At 41.0% G+C, this 19,756-nt stretch carries 18 protein-coding genes; 2 read left to right on the forward strand and 16 right to left on the reverse strand.

The genetic code is table 11. The features are described from left to right. Nucleotides 1–350 precede the first annotated feature (350 nt). The 3 genes from H7U01_RS05065 to H7U01_RS05075 form a co-directional block, all read right to left on the reverse strand. Complete coding sequence (locus H7U01_RS05065; RefSeq protein WP_201041218.1) at nt 351–4,832, reverse strand: glycoside hydrolase family 70 protein; 4,482 nt, start codon at nt 4,830–4,832, stop codon at nt 351–353. A 273-nt stretch (nt 4,833–5,105) separates the two neighbouring features. After that, nucleotides 5,106–6,128 carry a glycosyltransferase gene (locus H7U01_RS05070; RefSeq protein ID WP_201041219.1) on the reverse strand — a complete coding sequence of 341 codons (1,023 nt, stop codon included), beginning with the start codon at nt 6,126–6,128 and terminating at the stop codon, nt 5,106–5,108. Between the two features lie 33 nt (nt 6,129–6,161). Continuing rightward, nucleotides 6,162–7,442, reverse strand: coding sequence for a carbohydrate-binding domain-containing protein (locus tag H7U01_RS05075; protein ID WP_201041220.1), 1,281 nt, complete (start codon nt 7,440–7,442; stop codon nt 6,162–6,164). A 322-nt stretch (nt 7,443–7,764) separates the two neighbouring features. Here H7U01_RS05075 and H7U01_RS05080 point away from each other — a divergent pair, with 322 nt between their 5' ends. Both H7U01_RS05080 and H7U01_RS05085 read left to right on the forward strand, forming a co-directional pair. Continuing rightward, the gene (locus tag H7U01_RS05080; protein ID WP_201041221.1) at nt 7,765–8,544 is read left to right on the forward strand and encodes a polyphosphate polymerase domain-containing protein; all 780 of its coding nucleotides are present in this window, start codon (nt 7,765–7,767) and stop codon (nt 8,542–8,544) included. Next, nucleotides 8,537–9,220 carry a DUF4956 domain-containing protein gene (locus H7U01_RS05085; RefSeq protein ID WP_201041222.1) on the forward strand — a complete coding sequence of 228 codons (684 nt, stop codon included), beginning with the start codon at nt 8,537–8,539 and terminating at the stop codon, nt 9,218–9,220. The genes H7U01_RS05080 and H7U01_RS05085 overlap by 8 nt, the downstream gene beginning before the upstream one ends. A 135-nt stretch (nt 9,221–9,355) precedes the next feature. Here the strand turns inward: H7U01_RS05085 and H7U01_RS05090 are convergent, their stop codons facing one another. The 13 genes from H7U01_RS05090 to H7U01_RS05150 all read right to left on the reverse strand — a co-directional run bounded on the left by H7U01_RS05090 (nt 9,356) and on the right by H7U01_RS05150 (nt 19,753). After that, complete coding sequence (locus H7U01_RS05090) at nt 9,356–10,150, reverse strand: hypothetical protein (RefSeq protein WP_201041223.1); 795 nt, start codon at nt 10,148–10,150, stop codon at nt 9,356–9,358. A gap of 213 nt (nt 10,151–10,363) precedes the next feature. Further along, on the reverse strand, nt 10,364–10,678 hold the full coding sequence (hisE, locus tag H7U01_RS05095) for a phosphoribosyl-ATP diphosphatase (RefSeq protein ID WP_002884043.1): 315 nt from the start codon (nt 10,676–10,678) through the stop codon (nt 10,364–10,366). 8 nt (nt 10,679–10,686) lie between these two features. Beyond that, nucleotides 10,687–11,025: a phosphoribosyl-AMP cyclohydrolase gene (hisI, locus tag H7U01_RS05100; RefSeq protein WP_073689295.1), complete on the reverse strand. Its 339-nt coding sequence runs from the start codon at nt 11,023–11,025 to the stop codon at nt 10,687–10,689. Continuing rightward, nucleotides 11,022–11,780, reverse strand: coding sequence for an imidazole glycerol phosphate synthase subunit HisF (gene hisF, locus H7U01_RS05105; RefSeq protein ID WP_201041224.1), 759 nt, complete (start codon nt 11,778–11,780; stop codon nt 11,022–11,024). Before hisF ends, hisI begins: the two co-directional genes overlap by 4 nt. A 1-nt stretch (nt 11,781) precedes the next feature. After that, nucleotides 11,782–12,501, reverse strand: a complete 720-nt coding sequence (gene hisA, locus H7U01_RS05110) for a 1-(5-phosphoribosyl)-5-[(5-phosphoribosylamino)methylideneamino]imidazole-4-carboxamide isomerase (RefSeq protein ID WP_073689297.1) — start codon at nt 12,499–12,501, stop codon at nt 11,782–11,784. 48 nt (nt 12,502–12,549) lie between these two features. Beyond that, nucleotides 12,550–13,158 carry an imidazole glycerol phosphate synthase subunit HisH gene (gene hisH / locus H7U01_RS05115; protein WP_201041225.1) on the reverse strand — a complete coding sequence of 203 codons (609 nt, stop codon included), beginning with the start codon at nt 13,156–13,158 and terminating at the stop codon, nt 12,550–12,552. After that, the gene (gene hisB / locus H7U01_RS05120) at nt 13,155–13,739 is read right to left on the reverse strand and encodes an imidazoleglycerol-phosphate dehydratase HisB (protein ID WP_008534357.1); all 585 of its coding nucleotides are present in this window, start codon (nt 13,737–13,739) and stop codon (nt 13,155–13,157) included. The genes hisH and hisB overlap by 4 nt, the downstream gene beginning before the upstream one ends. Nucleotides 13,740–13,758: 19 nt before the next feature. After that, nucleotides 13,759–15,042: a histidinol dehydrogenase gene (hisD, locus tag H7U01_RS05125; RefSeq protein ID WP_201041226.1), complete on the reverse strand. Its 1,284-nt coding sequence runs from the start codon at nt 15,040–15,042 to the stop codon at nt 13,759–13,761. Next, nucleotides 15,039–15,689: an ATP phosphoribosyltransferase gene (hisG, locus tag H7U01_RS05130; RefSeq protein WP_060972722.1), complete on the reverse strand. Its 651-nt coding sequence runs from the start codon at nt 15,687–15,689 to the stop codon at nt 15,039–15,041. Before hisG ends, hisD begins: the two co-directional genes overlap by 4 nt. Then, entirely contained in the window at nt 15,682–16,662 is a 981-nt protein-coding gene (locus tag H7U01_RS05135; protein WP_201041227.1) for an ATP phosphoribosyltransferase regulatory subunit, read from the reverse strand. Before H7U01_RS05135 ends, hisG begins: the two co-directional genes overlap by 8 nt. Then, a complete protein-coding gene (hisC, locus tag H7U01_RS05140) occupies nt 16,659–17,711 on the reverse strand; it encodes a histidinol-phosphate transaminase (protein ID WP_201041228.1) in 1,053 nt (350 codons plus the stop codon). The genes H7U01_RS05135 and hisC overlap by 4 nt, the downstream gene beginning before the upstream one ends. A gap of 748 nt (nt 17,712–18,459) precedes the next feature. Further along, nucleotides 18,460–18,849, reverse strand: a complete 390-nt coding sequence (locus H7U01_RS05145) for a hypothetical protein (RefSeq protein ID WP_156685428.1) — start codon at nt 18,847–18,849, stop codon at nt 18,460–18,462. Beyond that, nucleotides 18,830–19,753 (reverse strand): phosphodiester glycosidase family protein, encoded by a 924-nt coding sequence (locus H7U01_RS05150; RefSeq protein ID WP_156685429.1) that lies wholly within the window; start codon nt 19,751–19,753, stop codon nt 18,830–18,832. Before H7U01_RS05150 ends, H7U01_RS05145 begins: the two co-directional genes overlap by 20 nt. Nucleotides 19,754–19,756: the final 3 nt, after the last annotated feature.

Genomic DNA, 19,756 nt, shown 5'->3' on the forward strand with positions numbered 1-19,756 from the left:
ATTTTCTAACTATTTCTCGAATTAATTGTTTTTTTTATAAATTATATGTAACATAACAGCAACATTAGAAAAGTTTTGTAACACACCTATTTCATAGGCTTTCAATTCTCATTTTCATATCATTTGATAAGTAAAACTATTTTCTATAAAAACCACTAAAACCCTTGATACAATGGCTTTTACAACGATTCTGACTCAAAATTGATATTTGTCAGATTTTTTTCTTTAAGGAGCAAAAAAAGGCAAAATTTCTTTAAACGATTCTCGTTTTCAAGAAATTTCACCTATAAATTCATGTCAAATCATATCGTTTTTCACTTAATCTCTCAGATTAAGATTAGATTGATTGATTATTTATCAAAATCAGCATAACCATTTTCATCGAAGAAGACAGTCTTACCGTCTTGGAAAGTGATCCATGTGTTTGTCACACGTTCTCCAAGAACTGATTCGTAGTATTCCACTCCTTTTGGTGTGCTGATTGGGCTACCTTTAACTTGACGTCCCAAATGATCAAAGTAATACTCTTTACCATCGATATTTTGGCGTCCTGTTACAGCCTTACCATCTTTGAAGTAGTACCAAACATTGTTACCAGTTGTCAAGAAACGGTTATTGAGACGCTCCCCTGAATCTTTATCATAGTAAGAAAGTGAACCATCAGCATTCTTAACAAAGTCACCTTTAACTTGGCTACCATCTTCTTTGAAGTAATAGTTTTTACCGCCAATGCTATAGGCACCTGTCACGATTTCACCATTATCTTTGGCATAGTACCATGTCTTACCACCATCAAGAGTGAAGAAATCAGATTTGACTTGGCTTCCATCAGCATTGAAGTAATAGTTAAGGTGGTCAATTGTTTGACGACCTGTGGCGAGGTTACCATCCTTATCAGCATGGTACCATTTGCCGTTTACTTCGAAGAACTTGTCTTTAACCTTGTAACCATTATCTACAGTGTAGTAGCTAATCTTGCCATTTTCAGTAACAAATTCACCTTTAACTTGGGCACCATTTGCACGGAAGTAGTATTCGTGACCATCCAAAGTAAGAGCACCTGTCACATTTTTACCAGCTGCATCACGGTAGAACCATGTTGAGCCATCTGTTGTGTAGAATTCACCCTTCTTAGCTTGTGCATAGCCTTGATCATTGAATTCATACCAGATACCATCGATTTCAGCCCAACGATTTGTGTAGGCATTACCTGAATTTTTATCGAAGAAGTAGAGTTTTCCGTCTGGAGTAACATACTTAGTACCTTTAGCTTGGAAGCCATTTTCATCAAAGTATTGCAATCCTCCACCAGCATGAGTCAAGCCAACAGCCATTTCTCCAGTTGGTGAGAAATAACGGAATTTAGCTTCTGTTTCTGAAGTACCTTCTTTCGGTACATCGAATACAAAGTAACCATCTTTGTACTGCTCACCAAAGCTACCAAAGTAATAATATTTACCATCCTGTTGATAAATAGAATCACGAAGCTGGATACCGTTTGGCAAGAAGAAATAAGTCTTACCATCGATATCTTGACGACCAGTTAACATATAACCTTCTTTATCGAAGTAATAGTAATTTCCAGCATATTTAATGAAAGCATTCTTAGCTTGGAAACCACTATTATCAAAGTAGGCCATACCCTTACCATCATAGTAGAAACCTGTCTTACCACCTTGATCTGTCAAAGGTTTTGGCAAGAAGATGCCATTCTCAGTAACTTGATAGTAGCGACCAGTAGCATCGTTACTGAGAACATAACGACTACCACGACCAAGGATATTAGTACCATTCATGTACTTAGCAGACCATTGCTTGATTTTAACAGATGGATCAATCTTCTTACCAGTTGATATCATCACATCTTCAAACAACTGTGGATATTTCTTTTGGAGCTCATCAAGGAACTCACCACCATATTGAGCTTGGAAGTCCTTACCTGATGATTTAGAATTTGCAACATATAAAGTGTTATTGATATAAGCATTGGCCTTTGGAGTACCATAACTATTAGCACGTGTTGCTGTTACAACTTCTTGTCCTGGCAATTGGTAAAGTTGATCTGGAACCCAGTCAGCAATTGCTTGAATACCTTGCTTGTGAAGGGCTTTAAGTGCATCACGAAGATCTTCTTTAGAACCGTATTTGTTATTCTTGCTCATGGCAAGGTCATATCGGTCAGTAAAGGCATAACCATTTTGGATAACAGAATCAAGGAAGGTACGGTCATCAGCCGATACAAATTGAGGAGCCATCTCGAATGATGTGATTCCCCATGACTTGAAGAGTTCTGCATTTTCTGCAATCAATTTATTAGTATATTGGCTATCTTTTTCAACAAAATCTTGGAAGTTTGAGAAACCTTCATAGATAACTTGTGAGTCCAATGCTTCAGTAGCAGAAAATGTCTTGTCAAGTTTCTTATCTGAACCTTTAACACGGATATCTTGGTTATCAGGCGCACCTACTGGTACCCAAACACCAAGATAACCTCTCATATCAACAGTTCGATACCCCTTGATTTCATCTCCACTGAAAGTCAAGTTCCCTTCAGCATCAGTGTATTTAATTTTTCCAGCTGCTGCCGCATCATTTTCGTAAGTGACAATTCCCTTATCAGTACCAAGAAGTAATGGACGGTAGGCTTGGTTAGCATGAAGTTTACCCATGTTAACTTTCAAAGTACCATCACCCAGTGAGAAATCCTGATTATTGGCAATAAGTGTCAACATACCAGAATGTTTACTTGTTTCTGCTACACCCGTAGTTTGGTCAGCAGTCATAATATCTTTACCGTAACGAACAGATGACAAGATTTCTTTTCCATTGAACGTGTCGACTTTCATCGATTGTCCACCTGAAACATATTTCATACGGTTCTTCAAGAGCGTTGTGATAGCATCGTAGTAAGGAGACTTGGTAGCCATATATTGGCCGTTATCCGTATAGAGATCTCCATAATAAACACGAGTTACCTGCTCCATATTTTGAAGAATCAAAGCATAGGCAGCTGGAATATTGTTAATAGTATAACGTTTTTCTGCCTTCTTCATATCTTCATTATAGATTTCAAAGGCACGTTTCAATTCAGCATCAGTCATGGTATAACCATCTGATTTTGGATTGATCTCTTTTTGAACAATATCACGAATGATATCTTGAACAAGGTTATCATGAGCACGTGCAAAGATATAGTTAGCTTGTGTATCTCCATACTTACTATTATTTGTACGGTCTGTCAAACTGCTAGTAATCAAATCTTTCAATGAAGAGCCCGATCCATAAAGTGCACCCATAATTGCATAACGAAGGTTATTATCCATGGCAAGGGCTGCACCATCATGTTTTTGATTATAAGCATTATCATTTAAATCCCAAGCTTCAAGGATAGAAATGTGAGCGAGTGCATTGGCTTCAGATTTATCCACACCAAAGGCTGCTCGGAAGTAGTTTGTATAAACTTGGAGAAGGTCAGCATCGACATTGTCAACTGCATCAACACGGATACCATCAAAGTTAGCATCCTTATCACCCATAACAATTGATCCCCAGTTCACAAGATAGTGAATTTGGTTCAACTGCTCAGCTTGCACAACTGGATTTGAGTTATCAACGTCATTGGCAAGTAGGAATTCATAACCACCCAAGTATCTTCCTGTACCATTTAGAGAACCATCTTGGTTACTTGGTGTACGGTTAAGCAAACGGTAATCAGAATTTGCCCAAGGTGTCTTGTCATTATTGACATAAAGAAGAGCTCCCCCTTGAAGGTGGTCAGCAAGGGTATAGTTTTCAGTTGTAGTATTCCACTGGTCTTGTTCTTTTACAAAAGACTCAATTGCTTGACGAAGCCATTCAGTTGATTTTTTAGCTGAAATTTCTTGTTCAATCTTAATTTGAATTGTCTTAGCAGCTGCATTCAATTCAGATTGACTTTGGCTGGTTGAATAAGTTGCGTTAAGGTTAAAGTGTTTAGAGAAAGTATTGAGGTAGGCAACTTGTGTATCTACATCAGGCCACCATGCCATCAAAAGTGGACGGAAGTCTTTCTCAGTTGATACACGCCATTTTTCACCATTTTCCAAAATAGTGACTGGACGGTACCAGCTATTAGGTGTCAAATAACCATCTACCAACTCAAAGCTTTCTTTCTTAGAATCGTAAGCACGGTTATGTGAAGAGAAAGCATCAACTAGATTAGTTGTACCTGGTGTGAACGAGTGTGTTGATGTGCTTGTCAAAGCACCATCTTTACCAAAGTAAAGCAACTGGCCATTAACTGAAACAGCAAAGTTTGTTTTGTATGAACCATCTTCTTTGACATAATAGTATTTACCATCAACTTGTTTGATGTTGTCCAAAGAGAGTGCTGCTGTTTCTTCTTTTTCAGTAACACCAGATTTTGGTTTTTCAGCTACTGTAAGCGTTGTATCTGTCGCAGTCGCAGTTGCAGCTGGTGCTTCTGTTGTCGCACCATTTGCTACTGCTGCACGATCAGTTGTTGCTGGTGCCACCGTATTAGCACTTGTATCTGCTGCAGTGGTTGCTGCCGCAGGAGTTTCGACCGTTGCAGTATCAGCAGCCTTGTCAGTTGTTGTTGCTGTCGCATCTGTCGTAGCAGTTGCTGCAGGAGCGGCTACTTCATGCGTTTCAACGACAACATCGCTATCAGCTGTCGTAGAGGCAACTGGTTGAGTTGTTTCATCAGCTGAAACCTTTTGATTGGCAACTGTAGCACCACCTACGATAGTGGCAAGTGCTGCCGAAGTGACGGCAATCGTCACCCACTGCTTCTTAACTTTGTGAAGCTTATAATGTACCTTTTTTCCCATTTTCGGTCCTCATTTCATTTTCCTCGTTTGAATAAAAATCTACATAATTCAAACAATTTCATTATAGCATATTTTTTTTAAGCATTTGGAAACTTTATCAGCCCTTTTAACTTTTTAATCATAATGTAAATTGAACAACATTTCGATAAATATTAAAAACTACCGAATGTCGAAAACGGTAGTTTTTTCTATTTTTTAGGAAAATTTTTAGAAGTAATCGAGAGGTGAATAAGCTATCTCTATTCAATCACTTAGCGATTTTCAAGTCAGCTATTAAGCAAAAACGACGTTATGTTGGACCCTGTAGCTGACTAAAAAGAGCAAGGTTTCTGTGACCAATTTTGCCACAACTAGTCCTAAACCAATAGCAACTAGACTACTAAGTAAGAAATAGTTACAAGCCAAGAGGACCAGGACTAACATAAAGTAGCGAACACTTGACCTAAAGAGGGAGCTTGTCGGATTAAAGACCACATTAGCGTTCAGAAAACACTGGCTGGAAGCCGAAATCACACGAGCTAGCACGACCGAAAGGAGGAGATTTTTCGTCAAGGCAAAGAGCACAAATAAGGCTGTTGCATCAATGACTGAGGCCAAGACGGCCGTGCCAGAGAACTTTAAAAAAGGGCTGTAAATACGGATGGAATCACGAATGGGCCGAAAGTGCGAGCTTTTATTCTCCTCCAGATAAACGGTCTCGATAGGGACTTCAGAGATTTGGTGGCCTGACTTTTTGGCTTCAAGCAACATATTAAACTCATACTCAAAACGATTGCCATCCAGATTAAGAAGCCATGGAATCAGGTCGGTTGACATGCCTCGAAGACCCGTCTGAGTATCTGTGACTTTCTGGCCAGTTACTAGACGAAAGAGCCCAGCAGTCACCTTATTTCCAAAGCGGCTACGCGCCGGTACCTTACCAACAAAGGCACGCGCACCCAAGATAAGATGGCTTGGATTTTCCTCGGTTGCCCTAGCTACACGGACAATATCCTTAATCAGATGCTGGCCATCACTGTCAACTGTGACTATAGGTTGAGCTGACAGATGTTGGCTAACCACTTCTTCTTGAATATAAGCGAAAGCAGTCTTGAGAGCAGCTCCCTTTCCTTTATTAATTGGATGAGTTAGGACAGTCGCTCCAATAAAAGCCGTTTCGTCGTAATAGTCGTTATAGCGTGGGCCACTCCCATCATTAACAACAATAATACGGGCTTTAGGGAGTTTTATGGTAATATCTTGAACCACCTGAATCAAGCGTTTGTCTGGTTCATAAGCTGGAATAATAATATACATAGGCACTTCCTTTCTATTTCATCCTATGACTCTTTAGTGACCTCCTCCAAAGCCACCTGGTTGCCCACCACCTTGGGGACCACCATCACCTTGAGGGCCACCGCCACCAGGCATTGAGTTTTCAATCTTAGTTTGTTTTTCACCATTGATAGTAATGTCACCACCGGTATAGGTCGCTGAACCATCGAAGTCAAAGCCAGACTGACCAGTCAAATTGATGGTTCCACCCGATACAATAATATCGCCGTTAGAATCGATTGGGTCTGTATCGCCCTCGCCAACCTCAACATTTAGGGTTCCACCGGTCATCTTGAAGAAAATCTCACTTTGACTGGCATTAGCATTGGCCGCGTTAACACCATCATCCGTTGCATAGACATCGATATTTCCACCATTGATGGTCACAGATTTACCTTGGATACCTTCAGTTGATTTTTCAACCTTGTAAGTACCACTATCAATAATCAGGTCACCTGAGGCATGAATACCGTCGTCACCAGCCTTGATAGTCATGGTATTATCAGACAGATACATGGTCCCTACTGATGTGTCGTCATCATTGTCGACCTTAACGCCATCTTCTTCCGCTTCAATGGTCATGGTTGTTCCTGTGATATTAAGTTCATCATTGACATTGAAGGCATCACCGACTGAAGTAATCTTGTAGGTACCGCCATTCATATGAAGACTGTCATTTGCTTTAATACCATTGTTTTTCTTGGCATCAATGTTTAGAGTACCTGACCCATTAATGGTCAAATCTCCCTTAGAGAAAATCACGGCATCCGCATCTTCATCACTATTAGAACTTGAATCAGAGAGGGTGCTAGTGGTTCCATGTTTAAGCGTTAGGTAGACATGACCAGCACTTGTCGCAGTAATTGGGGCATTGGTGTTGGTCATAGTTGCACCATCTAGAACAATATGGACATCGTCTGAATCACCAGCGTCCACCTTGATTTGCACACCATCAGATTTTCCAGAAATGACGTAAGTCCCAGCTTTGGAGATGGTTACGGTTGAATATGATACCGTTACGCCATCACCTGAAACATCCGCAGATGAGCCTGATAACTTAATCTTAGAGGCAGAACTTTCATCATAAGTTGTGTCTGAATCTTTTGAAGTAAAATAGTTGCTGTTGTTATTAGTCGTTTTCTTACTAGTTGTTGCGGTTACTGCACTTGTTTTTGATGTCGTGCTTGACGTCGTCCCCGTTGCTTGACTGTTTGATTGGATACAAGCTGTCATGACTGTTAGGGCTGTCGCACAGGTTACTAAAGTCGTCCATTTTTTTAGTTTTTTTGATTTCATATATTTTTCCTCTCGGGTTCGTTTTGATGATTACAGTTTACGGGACTTAGCTAAAACATTTCTGAAGGTTAGCTAAAACTTTTCTTAAGTTAAGATTGGTGAAAGTTTAGCTTAGGAAAACTTTCAGAAAAATCCCATAGACTAGTAGACGAGCAAGTAAGTGCTTTATAGAAATAGTACATTTGCGATCAACTTTTCTATTATAAAAAAGAATTAAAACAATAAGTCGACTGTTTGGGAATAGATGTTCCTGCAACAGATTCCCTATTTTCATAGGAGTTGTTTTACGGCTTTGTATCTTATCTATAAAAGGAGTTTTTTCATGGTTAAACAATTGGAAACACGTTTTAAACGTATTGAAACAAAATATGTGGTCTCAAAGGACAATCTTGAAGACCTGCTCGCTGATCTTAAGGAGTATTTGGTAGAGGATGATTATCCGACATCTACCATTTCAAATATTTACTTTGATACGGATAATTTTGACGTCATCCAAGATGCCTTAGATGGTAATCACCGTCAAGAGAAAATCCGCATGCGTACCTACCTAGCCAATCCCAAAATTGATAGTAAGGTTTTTCTAGAGGTCAAAGCCAAAGATGAGGAGGGAGTCGGCCATAAGTTTCGCCTCGTTTCAACACCGCTTGCCATCACTAACTTGATGACAGAGGGTAAGAATCATAGCCAAATCACCGATCGTCAGCTGTTACAGGATATTCACCACTTACGTCAGCGTTATGATGAAGGTCTCAAACCACGTATGTATATCTACTACGACCGTTTTTCAATGAAAGAAAAAGAGACTATCCAAGGCTATGCCTACAATAAAGTTCGTGTGACCCTAGACCAAAATCTGACTTACCGTGATGAAGACGTCAGTCTCTTCAAGGGAAATCATGGGTTTCCGCTTCTTGATGAAGATACGATTATCATGGAAATCAAGGCACCTGGCAAAAAGCCAGACTGGATTCAAGCTATCTTAGACAAACATGGTTTGGAAGAGCAGAAATTCTCAAAATACAGCTGTGCCTATCATAAGTCTCAAGGTCTAGACTACGGGCCACATCCTGTTCAAGAAAAAGGAGCTACTGCCTATGTCTAATCTCTTCAATTCTATCTTTAATGATGCGACTGCAACTGCCAGTCCTCTTCAACTCATGCTGACCTTACTGGTCAGCCTTGTTTTAGGCTTGGCTCTAACCTGGACTTACAAATACCGGACCCTCTACACCAGAGAATTTGTCATCAGTTTGACCCTACTTCCATGTTTGATGACCCTAGTTATCTTCCTAGTCAATGGTAGTTTGGGGACCTCTATTGCCGTGGCAGGGACCTTTAGTCTCATTCGTTTTCGTTCTGCCACCAGCGGTTCTAGAGAACTAATCGCTGTCTTTATGGCCATGATTATTGGTCTGGCATCTGGGACAGGCTATCTCTTACTGGCTGTCCTCTTTACCATTTTCCTTCTAGCTGTTTGGCTTCTTTTGGAAAATCGTCAAAGTCGTACCGACAACCAACGTCGTAGACTCCTGACCATTAACGTCTCCTACCAAGACTTGATCGATCAAAAAATCACTAAAGCCTTGCTCAATTTCACAAGTGAATGCGACCTGATTTCCCTTAATACCACAGGTGGAGGTGAAATCATGCAACTGGTCTACGAAGTGGACTTAAATCCTCAAGTGGATGACTTCCAATTGACGAATCATCTTATCTCAAGCATTGAAAATTGTGACCTTTCCCTAACCAAAAAAGCTAAAAAGAAAAAGAATTTGTAAGACAAAAAGACATCTCCGACTTATTTCGGAGATGTCTTTGCATGTTTTGAGGTTAGTGTTTTCACTTAGCTGTACCCCCCACTTTTAACGGCCTAGTATGGCAGTCTAGCTTATCGATGAAAATCAAAATACTTTCTAATCATCTTCATCTTGGATAACCTTACCATCTTGTATGTTAAAGGTATAGCCAATATATTCGGAATTGTCATAATAAGCGGAATTTTCTTCATCAGTTGTGAAAAAATAAAATTCGTACTCTCCGTCAGGTAGCTTGCTAGCATCCAGTTTAGTTGCGGCCTCTTCTAAATCTTTCTTACTAGTATTTTCTGTATCGCCTACTTCTATTCTCATAGTAACAAGGTGTTCTTCAATCATTGTTTGGTAGGGAATTTGATAATACCCATAAAAATCACCCTTCCCGTTTTTACGGTTTTCCTCAGCTAAATGCTTTTTACGATTACCAGCCTCTTGATCAATCGTAGTATTATCGCTGAAGGAGAATTCTTCGATATCAAGGCCTAACGATTGCTTTTTAAGTTCCTTAAAGAGTTTCTGCTCTTCTTTTTTTACAGATTTTTGTTGTAAGTAGCTTTCCCAGTAATGACTTGGGGTCACATATTCTTCACCATTAACTGTCCAGTCCAGGTTAAAAGTAATTTGTGAATCTAATGATATGGTTTGATTATCGTAGGTGTCCTCTGAATAGGTATAATCGACATAAATACCATCTGAATCTAGAAACACCTTTTTGATAAGCTTAACTTGGACCTTTCCCTTAAAACCATTATGAGCCAAGATCTTTTGCGTTTTTTCCCTAGCCTTGAAGTAAGAATTTGGCAGTACAACTTTACAACCAACTAAAAGAATAGAACAGAGGAGGAGAATAGCTAAGCAAGAAAGCTTTAAAATATTAGGAGTATTTTTCTTCATAGTACATCCTTCCTTTCCTCAATGATTTGTATAAATAAGCACACCAAATCCTTCAAATAAAACGAGCTTCCTTCACTCCTATCATAGCATTTTAAAGCGCTTTCTCATGGTAGTTAGAGGAACAAAATAATTAAAATTCCTCATAGCAAAAAAGCCTGAAATTAATCATCACTTCAGGCTTTTCATCTTAGTTCAAATCGGTTGAGATAATCCTTAATAATCTGTTACTTCTTTTCGGTCATGGACATTGCTTTGTTTGCCTTGACGTGCTTTAAGAACAGCTTCCACGTCTTCAGGGCTAACTCCTGTTTCAACGAGCATGACTGCTAGGTGATAGAGGACGTCTGCTGTCTCGTTGGCAATTTCTTCTTTATCAGCATTTTTGGCCCCAATCACAACTTCTGTCGCTTCTTCGCCAACCTTTTTAAGAATCTTGTCTAGCCCCTTGTCAAAAAGGTAATTGGTATAAGACCCTTCTTTGGGATTCTTTTTACGATCTAAGGCTTCCTTATAAAGTGTTTCTAACATAGCTCCTCCTATCTGTCTTGTCTGTCATCATATATATCCGTAAAGAAACAGCTGTAGGTTCCTGTATGACAGGCTGCTCCTTCTTGTTTCACGGCGATAAGCAGGGTGTCCTGATCACAATCAGTCTTGATGCTTTTAACATGTTGGAAATGACCAGATGTGGCTCCCTTATGCCAAAGCTCATTTCTAGAACGGCTCCAGTAATGCATTTGTTTGGTCTCTAGGGTCAACTGATAGGACACCTCATTCATATAGGCCAACATGAGCACCTGCCCCGTCTTGTAATCGGTCACAATGACTGGTACAAGTCCCCCTTGTTTATCAAAATCAAGTTTAACCTCTGTCATCGTCTCACCTCAATTCCTGCATTTGCCAAGACTTGTTTGGTTTCGCCTATATTTACCTCACCAAAGTGGAAGATAGAGGCTGCCAGTGCACCCGTTGCTGTTGTCTTTTCAAAGACCTCTACAATGTCCTCAATATTTCCCGCGCCACCAGAAGCGATGATCGGAACATCAACGACTTCCGCCACACGATTTAGCATTTCCAAATCAAAACCAGACTTAGTGCCGTCCTTGTCCATGCTGGTTAAGAGAATTTCTCCAGCCCCCAAGGCGACGACTTCTTGAGCCCATTGGATGAGGTACCTACCTGTATCCTTACGGCCACCTGCCACAAAAACATGCCAGCTCTCATCAGACATCTTTTTAGCATCAATCGCAGCGACCACACACTGATTGCCAAATTTTTGAGCACAATCAGCGATTAGTTGAGGGTTGGCAAGGGCTGAGGAATTGACCGCAACCTTGTCAGCACCGGCTTTGAGCATCTTGTTCATGTCTTCAACTGAACGGATACCACCACCAACCGTGAAAGGAATAAAGACCTGGTCGGCAACACGGCGCACCATGTCAACCGTTGTTTCACGATTGTCTGAAGTCGCTGTGATGTCCAAGAAAACAAGTTCGTCACAACCAGCCTCATAATAGGCACGCGCAGAATCAACAGGATCTCCAACATCTGTCAGATTCACAAAATTAACCCCCTTGACGACACGGCCATCCTTGACATCCAAACAGGGAATAATACGTTTTTTAAGCATCTTAACCTCCGAAAGACTTGAGTTGGTCTAATGTGATATTACCGTTATAGTAAGCTTTACCGACAATGGTTCCTGCCACACCAATCTCTTGTAGGTGATCTAAGTCGGCTACTTCTGCAATCCCACCGGAAGCGATGACTTTGGCGGTTGTGAGTTCAGATACCAAACGTTTGTAGTGATCAAGATTGGGTCCTGTCAGTGTGCCATCTCGATCAACATCAGTATAGACAAAGAGGGTTACGCCCATCTTTTCCATTTCCTTGGCCAAGGTAATATAGTCCACATTGCTGGTTTCCAACCAGCCTTCAGTAGCGACTAGACCTGCCTTGGCATCAATACCCACGACAATCTTATCAGCACCAAATTCCTCTAAAGCTGCTCTAACGAAGTCAGGATTTTTAACGGCCATTGAACCGATAATGATACGGTCGATGCCAACTGCCAAATAATCACGAATCTGCTCCACGGTACGGATACCGCCACCAACTTCGATGCCAAGTCCAGAAACCTTCTTGACCTCTGCAATCAAGTCACGGTTAGTGGCACGACCATCAAGGGCACCGTCCAAGTCCACGACGTGAATAAATTGAATGCCCGCATCCTTAAAGGTCTTTGCTTGCTCAATAACGTCTGGATTAACAACGGTTTGTTGGTTGAAATCTCCTTTGAAGAGACGAACAGCCTGTCCATCCTTTATATCAATTGCTGGTAGAATTTGCATCTCCCCTACCATCCTTTCTAACTAAAATGTCTTTGTTCTCACTAGCTTCTAGGCTTTACATAAACCTGCAAACTTTTCAAGAATACCTAAACCAATATCCCCCGATTTTTCGGGATGAAATTGAGCTCCATAAACATTGTCTTTATGAATCATGGCTGGCACCTCGATACTATAATCTGCGGTAACATCAATGTATTGGTTAGGGATATCCGTGAAATAACTGTGAACGAAGTAGACAGCTTGGCCGTCTAAACCATCTGTCAAAGGGCTGGCTTGCTTAACAGCCAAATCATTCCACCCCATATGTGGGACAGGTTGCTTCTTGCTGGCTGGAATAGTACGGCAAACACCTGGAATAAAACCAAGACCATTTGTTTCCTCATGTTCCAGTCCTTTTTCCGTTAATATCTGCATGCCTAAGCAAATTCCCAAAAGAGGAACTCCCTTTGCTACGGCCTCTTTGATAACAGCTACCAAGCCTCTTCGCTCAAGCTCTGCCATGGCTGTTGGATAAGCACCCACACCAGGCAAAATCAAACCATCTGCAGCTAGGATTTTTTCTTTATCGGCAGACAATTCTGCAGTCACACCGATCTTTTCAAGGGCACGCAAAACATTGGCGGTATTCCCCGCATCGTAATCAATGACGATAATCATAGCATCCCCTTTGTTGAGTTTACACCATGAATATCAGGATTAACTGTGATAGCCTCACGCAAGGCACGTCCTGTTGCCTTGAAGAGACTTTCTGACTTGTGGTGATTGTTTTTTCCGTGGAGAATCTTGAGGTGGAGATTCATCTGAACATTAAAGGCCAAGGCTTGGAAAAATTCTTCTACCAATTCTGTGTCAAAATTACCCAATTTTGGATTATCAAAACTAGCATCAAAGACCAAGTAGCTACGTCCAGACAAGTCTAAACTTGCCATTCCGAGGGTTTCATCCATAGGTACAAAAGCCGTTCCATAACGGTTGATACCTGCTTTATCGCCCAAGGCCTCTTTAAGAGCTTGACCAAGGACAATACCGACATCTTCAACGGTGTGGTGACTATCAACCCAAAGGTCGCCATCAGCCTTCACCACCAAAGACATACGGCCGTGACGGGCAAACAAGGTCAACATGTGGTCAAAGAATCCGACACCTGTTTGAATATCTACTGGTTCTTGAGCATCCAAATTGAGGCTTAACTTAATTTTGGTTTCAAAGGTATTACGTTCAATTTCTGCTTGTCTCATAACTTCTTCCTCTACTCTCTCAATTATTGTCGTTTCTGACTTCAATAGCCTTAGCGTGGGCCTGCAAACCTTCCGCGTAAGCCAAGGTTGTGATATCGTGTTGAGCCTTATTGACTGCTGCTTTGTCATACTGCGTATATTGGATACGTTTGACAAAATCATGCACACCTAAAGCTGATGAAAATCGGCTGGTTGCAGTCGTTGGAAGAACGTGATTGGCACCAGCATAGTAGTCACCAATTGGTTCACTGGTAAAGTGACCAAGAAAGACGGAACCAGCATTCTCCACTTTTTCGAGATAATCATAGGCCTTGTCCATAGCAATTTCCAAATGTTCTGGCGCAACCAAGTTCATGAGTTCAAACATAGCATCTGTATCATTGGCAATAATAATTCGGCCATTATTTTCGATAGATGGACGAGCAATCGCCTCACGTGGCAAAAGCTTGAGTTGACGTTCAATCTCACTTTCAACTGCATCAGCCAAGGCTTGAGAATCTGTTACCAAAATGGCGCGTGCACGTGTATCGTGCTCTGCTTGAGACAAGAGATCGGCTGCCACATAGGTTGGATTAGCGCTACTATCAGCAATAACACCGATTTCTGATGGTCCTGCAATCATATCAATACCGACAATACCGTAAACTTGCTTCTTAGCAGTCGCCACGAAAATATTTCCGGGACCTGTAATCTTGTCAACCTTTGGAATCGTTTCTGTACCAAAAGCCAAGGCCGCAACCCCTTGAGCCCCACCAACTTGATAAATGCTATCCACACCAGCCAATTTTGCGGCTACTAGAATTGCAGGAACAAAGTGTTCTTGTGGCGGTGTAATCATAATAATCTCTTTAACCCCAGCAATTTTAGCAGGAATAACATTCATAAGAACTGATGACGGATAAGCCGCAGTTCCTCCAGGCACATAAACACCCACACGATTGATGGGACGGATCAATTGACCACGAATAACACCCTTACTTGGTTGGTCCTCAAAACCAGCCTCCAACTGATGTTTGTGATAAGATTCAATGTTTTCTTTGGCATTAACTAGGGCTTGGTAAACCTCTGGATCAATCTCTTTAAAGGCTTGATCAATCAAGTCCTGTCCAACTTCAAAATCAGTCAAGTCAACCTTATCAAATTTAGCTGAATAGTCACGAAGGGCCTCGTCTCCACGTTTTTTAACGTCTTCAATAATGGCTTGAACCGTGCTTTCAACGTCTCTATTTTCTTTTGACAGTTCCAATTGCTCCTGATAAAGAAGCTCCGCAATTTCTTTATTTGTTCCAGTTAATCGTTTCATTCGAACGGTACCTCCTCGTTCCCTACAAGTGATTCAATCTTACAAATGAATGGTAGAACTTCCTTGTTATTTTTCAAAGAAGCCTTATTAACAATCATTCGTGCTGAAATCCTGCAAATATCTTCATAAACTTTTAAGCCATTAGCAACAAGGGTATTCCCTGTCTCCACAATATCGACAATGGCATCCGCTAGACCAATAACAGGGGCAATCTCTACACTCCCTTGAATCGAAATAATCTCAACATCCTCACCCTTTTGATTAAAATAATCCGTCGCAATGGTTGGATACTTGGTCGCAATACGTTTACGCTTATGGTCATCAGGATTATAGTCTTCTGTTGATGCTACGGAGAATTTACAAAGACCAAAATTAAGGTCTAGCATTTCCAAATAGCCTGTCGGATGTTCGACCAAAACATCCTTACCGACAATCCCAATATCTGCGACGCCGTGTCTAACATAGGTAGTCACATCTGGAGCTTTGACCAAGAGAAAACGGAACCGGTTGTCAGGACTCTCGAAAATCAAATTACGTCCTTTATCGGCCATGAAAGACATATCAAAGCCAGCTTTTTCCAGTAATTTAACCGTATCTTTCTCAATACGTCCCTTGGTCAAGGCAATTGTGATTTGATTGCTAGTCATCCAAGTCACCTCCAAATTCCACATCGTCATGTACTGCTTGATAAACTGAGTCGATATCAATGGCCCAGCCAACCGCTGTTAACTCGGTAGCTCCAAAGCGTTCAAATAGTTTATCGTAACGGCCACCTGATACAAAGGCATCTGGTACCTTGTCACCGAAGACCTTAAACATCATGCCCGTGTAGTAAGGCACTGCTGGCAATTGAGCCAAATCAAGCGTCGTCTCTGGGAGACTATCTGATAAACGATTAGTTAAAACTTCCAAACTATCCAAGGCCGTCAAAAAGGCTTCACTGTCTGTTAACTGTCTAGCCTTGGTCAGGACAGCATTTGTCTCACCAAACAAGAAGGGTAACTGCTCCAAGACCTTGTCATATTGACTTGGATTTTCTTTGGTGAACTCCTTAAGACCGGTAATCGATTTATCACGGATATAGGCCGCCAACTCTGCTTCTTTTACAGCTGGAAGGTTTAATTCTTCAAAAATGAGTTGTAAGAGGCGGGCGTGTGAAAATTCAAACTTGTAATTCTTGACCCCTGCAGCATCTAGAGCCTCTTTAGCAGAAGCTATTGCTTCTTCCAATGCCTGATGAACTGGAAAACCAATGATTTCCACACCAGCCTGCGTATGCTCATTGGACAAGCCACGCATCTCCTCATTGTAGTTAAAGACTTTTCCAGAGTAAGAAAATTTAATCGGTGTATGAACCTGAGTCGAAGCAATCACACGCCCAATTTGGCTAGTAATATCAGGACGTAAACTAACAAGATCTCCATTTTTGTCAAAGAAATTATAGTTTCCATTGTCCACGACATCACTAAAGACTTCGAAATGTTCTAGGGTTGGTGTCTCAATTCGAAGGAAACCCTTTGTCATCAACAAGTCACAGATACGATGCTCAATCTGATACATGGTACGGGCACGTTTAAAAAGTTTATCGTGCATTCCTAAGGATAATGTCGTTTTTTTCATGCTTGTAACTCCTGTATTGTCATTAATACGCGCTCCATCTCATCCTGCGTCCCAATAGAAATGCGTAGTCTGTCTGAAATACGCTCCACTTTTGGAAAATAACGGACATAAATTTTCTTACTTTGGAGGTAGTCAAACAATTGACCTGCAGTCACTCCGTGAGGTTTGACCAAAACAAAATTAGTTTTTGAAGGTAGGATATCAAAACCAATCGCCTGCAATTCTTGGCTAAACCAGTCACGTGTTGCCATAATCTTTGCGCAAGTGTCCTCATAGTAGTCCCATGACTTAACCGCTGCAGTCGCCAAGACTTCCGCAATGCTATCCACATTATAGGGGTTGACCGAATTCTTGACGGCATTGATCACAGCCATTAGTTTAGAACTTCCTATGCCATAACCGACACGCAAGCCTGCAAGTGAGGCGTCCTTAGAAAAGGTCCTTGTGATAAACACATTGTCATACTTTTCTAGAAGAGGTAAGGCAGTCTCCCCACCAAAGTTAATATAGGCTTCGTCAATAATCACAACTACCGACTGGTTGGCCTTTACGATTTCTTCAATTTGATCGAGAGGTTTATAAATACCTGTTGGCGCATTTGGGTTAGTGAGGACAATCCCACCATTTTCAACCAGATAATCTTGAGTATCAATCCCAAATGAAGAGTTCAAAGTCACTTCTCTAAATGGGATGCGATACAAATCTGCCCATACCTTGTAAAAACCATAGGTCAAATCTGGAAACAAGACTTCTTCCTCACTATTAAAGAAAGCTAGAAAAGCCATTGACAAGATATCGTCTGACCCATTTCCAATAATCACTTGATCGGCAGGAACACCTAACTGTTCAGATAAGGCCTGACGTAAAGCCGCTTGATCCAAAGTCGAATACTTGCGTAACTGATGGGCATCAAAGGATGCTAAAGCTTGATGGACTGCTGGACTTGGTCCATAAGCATTTTCATTAGTATTCAACTTAATGATATTTTTCTCAGCAGGCTGACTACCCGCTACATAGGGTTCAATCTTTCGTAATCCCTTGATTTCCATAGTTTATCCTTTCTGTTCAACTCCGACCAAGTGTACTTCTCGCTACACACTCTAAAAAAAGTGTAACAAAAAACGTCCTCGCAAAAATAACTTTTGCAAGGACGTTGGCACGTGGTTCCACCTTAATTCGAACAGGGGTCGCCCCCTCTTCCTCATGAAGTCACAAAATCTCTCTTGTAACTCCTAGTCTCTAACGGAACCACCCGTCGTACACTACTGTCATCCAGAGTTCGCATACGCTCTCAAGAATGTGTCGTCTTTGATCTCATGCGTTCTCAGCTTCCCGCATTCTCTGTGAAACGATCTGACTTTTTCTATCAACGATTTAGATTTTAGTTCATTTTACCTAAAAATTCAGAACAAAGCAAGTCTTTTTTGTATATTTTTATAAAAACTTGAATTCCTTGTATATTTAATAACCAAAACAAACTGCTGTGAAATTGAGTTCAAATAAATAAAAAGTTGATGAGGTATCTTTTCACAAACCAAGTGGATACCTAAAGAGACCTCTGACTGTGATAGCTTAACTGGAAACCATCACTTTTTTCAAGTACTTTCATCACTACAGAAGATCTCGATCTATCTAAATTCCTATCACAAAAAATCTTGCTCAGTTATTTTTTATGACAATTTCTTTGTACTTTTCCCAAATTGAAATCATTTCTTCATATTATAATTTGTATATTTATCCTAAATAATTTTTCAAAGCAAGACAAAAAGCCTGAAGCACAGCTCCAAGCTCTCATGGTTAAGCTAATTTTCTAGGTCTGATAAATCCTGTCATAATACTCAAACAAAGTAGTCCAGCTGCCACATACCAATAGGGCATATCTACACTAGTTGTACGTCCTGAAACCTCGACAATTCCCTTTACCAGACAGGCACTAGCGACAACAGCGATGGCTGAATTAAAGAGTAGTTTTGAGGCACGATTTCTCACCCAAGACATTCCCATCCCTGTTAGCAGATAAATCAAAGCTCCAGCCAATGGTGCGAAGAACATCATGCGCATAAACATAGATGATTCCCCATAAGAAAAGCGTTCATAAACAAAGGTAAAGACTAGACTAAAAATGGTTAGACCGATGTAGGTGAAAAAGTGTTTGCTAGCTGATTTCTTAGTAACCGATGTAAACAATATCGCTCACCGCCCTTTCTGAGATTTTATTTCCGTTTGTGGTTGGCTTGTTAATGACTTGACCATTGAAGTACATGGTTGATGAGCCACCACCATCAAGGTTATAGGCTGTCGTCACACCATAGGATTTCATCAACTCTGCCATTTCATAAAGAGTCAATCCTGACGACTCACTGGTACGACCATCAGAGACAATGACAATATAGTGCACACTGCCGTCACTTTCTTCGATAACTCCGATGGCTGTACGTGGATTGTCAGCCATGGCTTGACCAACCTCTTCATTTTCTGATACAGCTACCTTGCCATTTTCAACCAAGGTTGGACCAAAGGCAAAGGTATTCACCACACCTGAATCAACCAATTTTTGAGCCGTTGTATCGCTCTCCTTAAAGGTCTTGAAGCTACCATCTGAGTAAACGGCAAGGTCCTCGTAATCACTGTTTCGATCAGTATCACGATAGACCTGACCATTTTTAATCACATAGCCTGACTGGTTTGCCCCATAGTAGTCACCATTGATGGCAAAGATAGCATTGTTTTGCTGAGCAATACTTGAAGTGGTATCAGTAATGTTGGTCCCATAGGTGTTTTGTGCCAAAGCCGTTTTAAGGTAATCTGCACTCGAAAGTTGGATATCTGCCACATAGTATGTGGTATCACTGGTTTTACCCGTCGTGATTTTGATATCTATATTGTCATCTTTGTAAGTTGTATCCGTCTTAGTCACCTTACCAGTGCTGGTAGATGCTGTCGACGAAGATGTGCTTGAGCTAGTCGTATTGGCTGAAACCGTTGAGACTGCTGAGGGAATGACAAAGACCTTTAGGAGAGAGTAGACATTTGCCCCCATCAGAAAAAGGGTAAAGAGTAAGGCATAGGCATGCCTTTTGAGAAATTTCATAGA

It is taken from the genome of Streptococcus sp. 21.1 (assembly GCF_016648635.1).
Lineage (GTDB): Bacteria > Bacillota > Bacilli > Lactobacillales > Streptococcaceae > Streptococcus.

Coding starts and splice junctions, on each gene's coding strand:
- hisH (WP_201041225.1), bottom strand. CDS start 13,158: ATGATTATCGTCATTGATTACGATGCGGGGAATACCGCCAATGTTTTG.
- H7U01_RS05065 (WP_201041218.1), bottom strand. CDS start 4,832: ATGGGAAAAAAGGTACATTATAAGCTTCACAAAGTTAAGAAGCAGTGG.
- H7U01_RS05135 (WP_201041227.1), bottom strand. CDS start 16,662: ATGAAAAAAACGACATTATCCTTAGGAATGCACGATAAACTTTTTAAA.
- H7U01_RS05085 (WP_201041222.1), top strand. CDS start 8,537: ATGTCTAATCTCTTCAATTCTATCTTTAATGATGCGACTGCAACTGCC.
- H7U01_RS05080 (WP_201041221.1), top strand. CDS start 7,765: ATGGTTAAACAATTGGAAACACGTTTTAAACGTATTGAAACAAAATAT.
- hisG (WP_060972722.1), bottom strand. CDS start 15,689: ATGACTAGCAATCAAATCACAATTGCCTTGACCAAGGGACGTATTGAG.
- hisE (WP_002884043.1), bottom strand. CDS start 10,678: ATGTTAGAAACACTTTATAAGGAAGCCTTAGATCGTAAAAAGAATCCC.
- hisB (WP_008534357.1), bottom strand. CDS start 13,739: ATGAGACAAGCAGAAATTGAACGTAATACCTTTGAAACCAAAATTAAG.
- H7U01_RS05070 (WP_201041219.1), bottom strand. CDS start 6,128: ATGTATATTATTATTCCAGCTTATGAACCAGACAAACGCTTGATTCAG.
- hisC (WP_201041228.1), bottom strand. CDS start 17,711: ATGGAAATCAAGGGATTACGAAAGATTGAACCCTATGTAGCGGGTAGT.
- hisA (WP_073689297.1), bottom strand. CDS start 12,501: ATGCAAATTCTACCAGCAATTGATATAAAGGATGGACAGGCTGTTCGT.
- H7U01_RS05090 (WP_201041223.1), bottom strand. CDS start 10,150: ATGAAGAAAAATACTCCTAATATTTTAAAGCTTTCTTGCTTAGCTATT.
- hisD (WP_201041226.1), bottom strand. CDS start 15,042: ATGAAACGATTAACTGGAACAAATAAAGAAATTGCGGAGCTTCTTTAT.
- hisF (WP_201041224.1), bottom strand. CDS start 11,780: ATGCTTAAAAAACGTATTATTCCCTGTTTGGATGTCAAGGATGGCCGT.
- H7U01_RS05075 (WP_201041220.1), bottom strand. CDS start 7,442: ATGAAATCAAAAAAACTAAAAAAATGGACGACTTTAGTAACCTGTGCG.
- hisI (WP_073689295.1), bottom strand. CDS start 11,025: ATGACAGAGGTTAAACTTGATTTTGATAAACAAGGGGGACTTGTACCA.
- H7U01_RS05150 (WP_156685429.1), bottom strand. CDS start 19,753: ATGAAATTTCTCAAAAGGCATGCCTATGCCTTACTCTTTACCCTTTTT.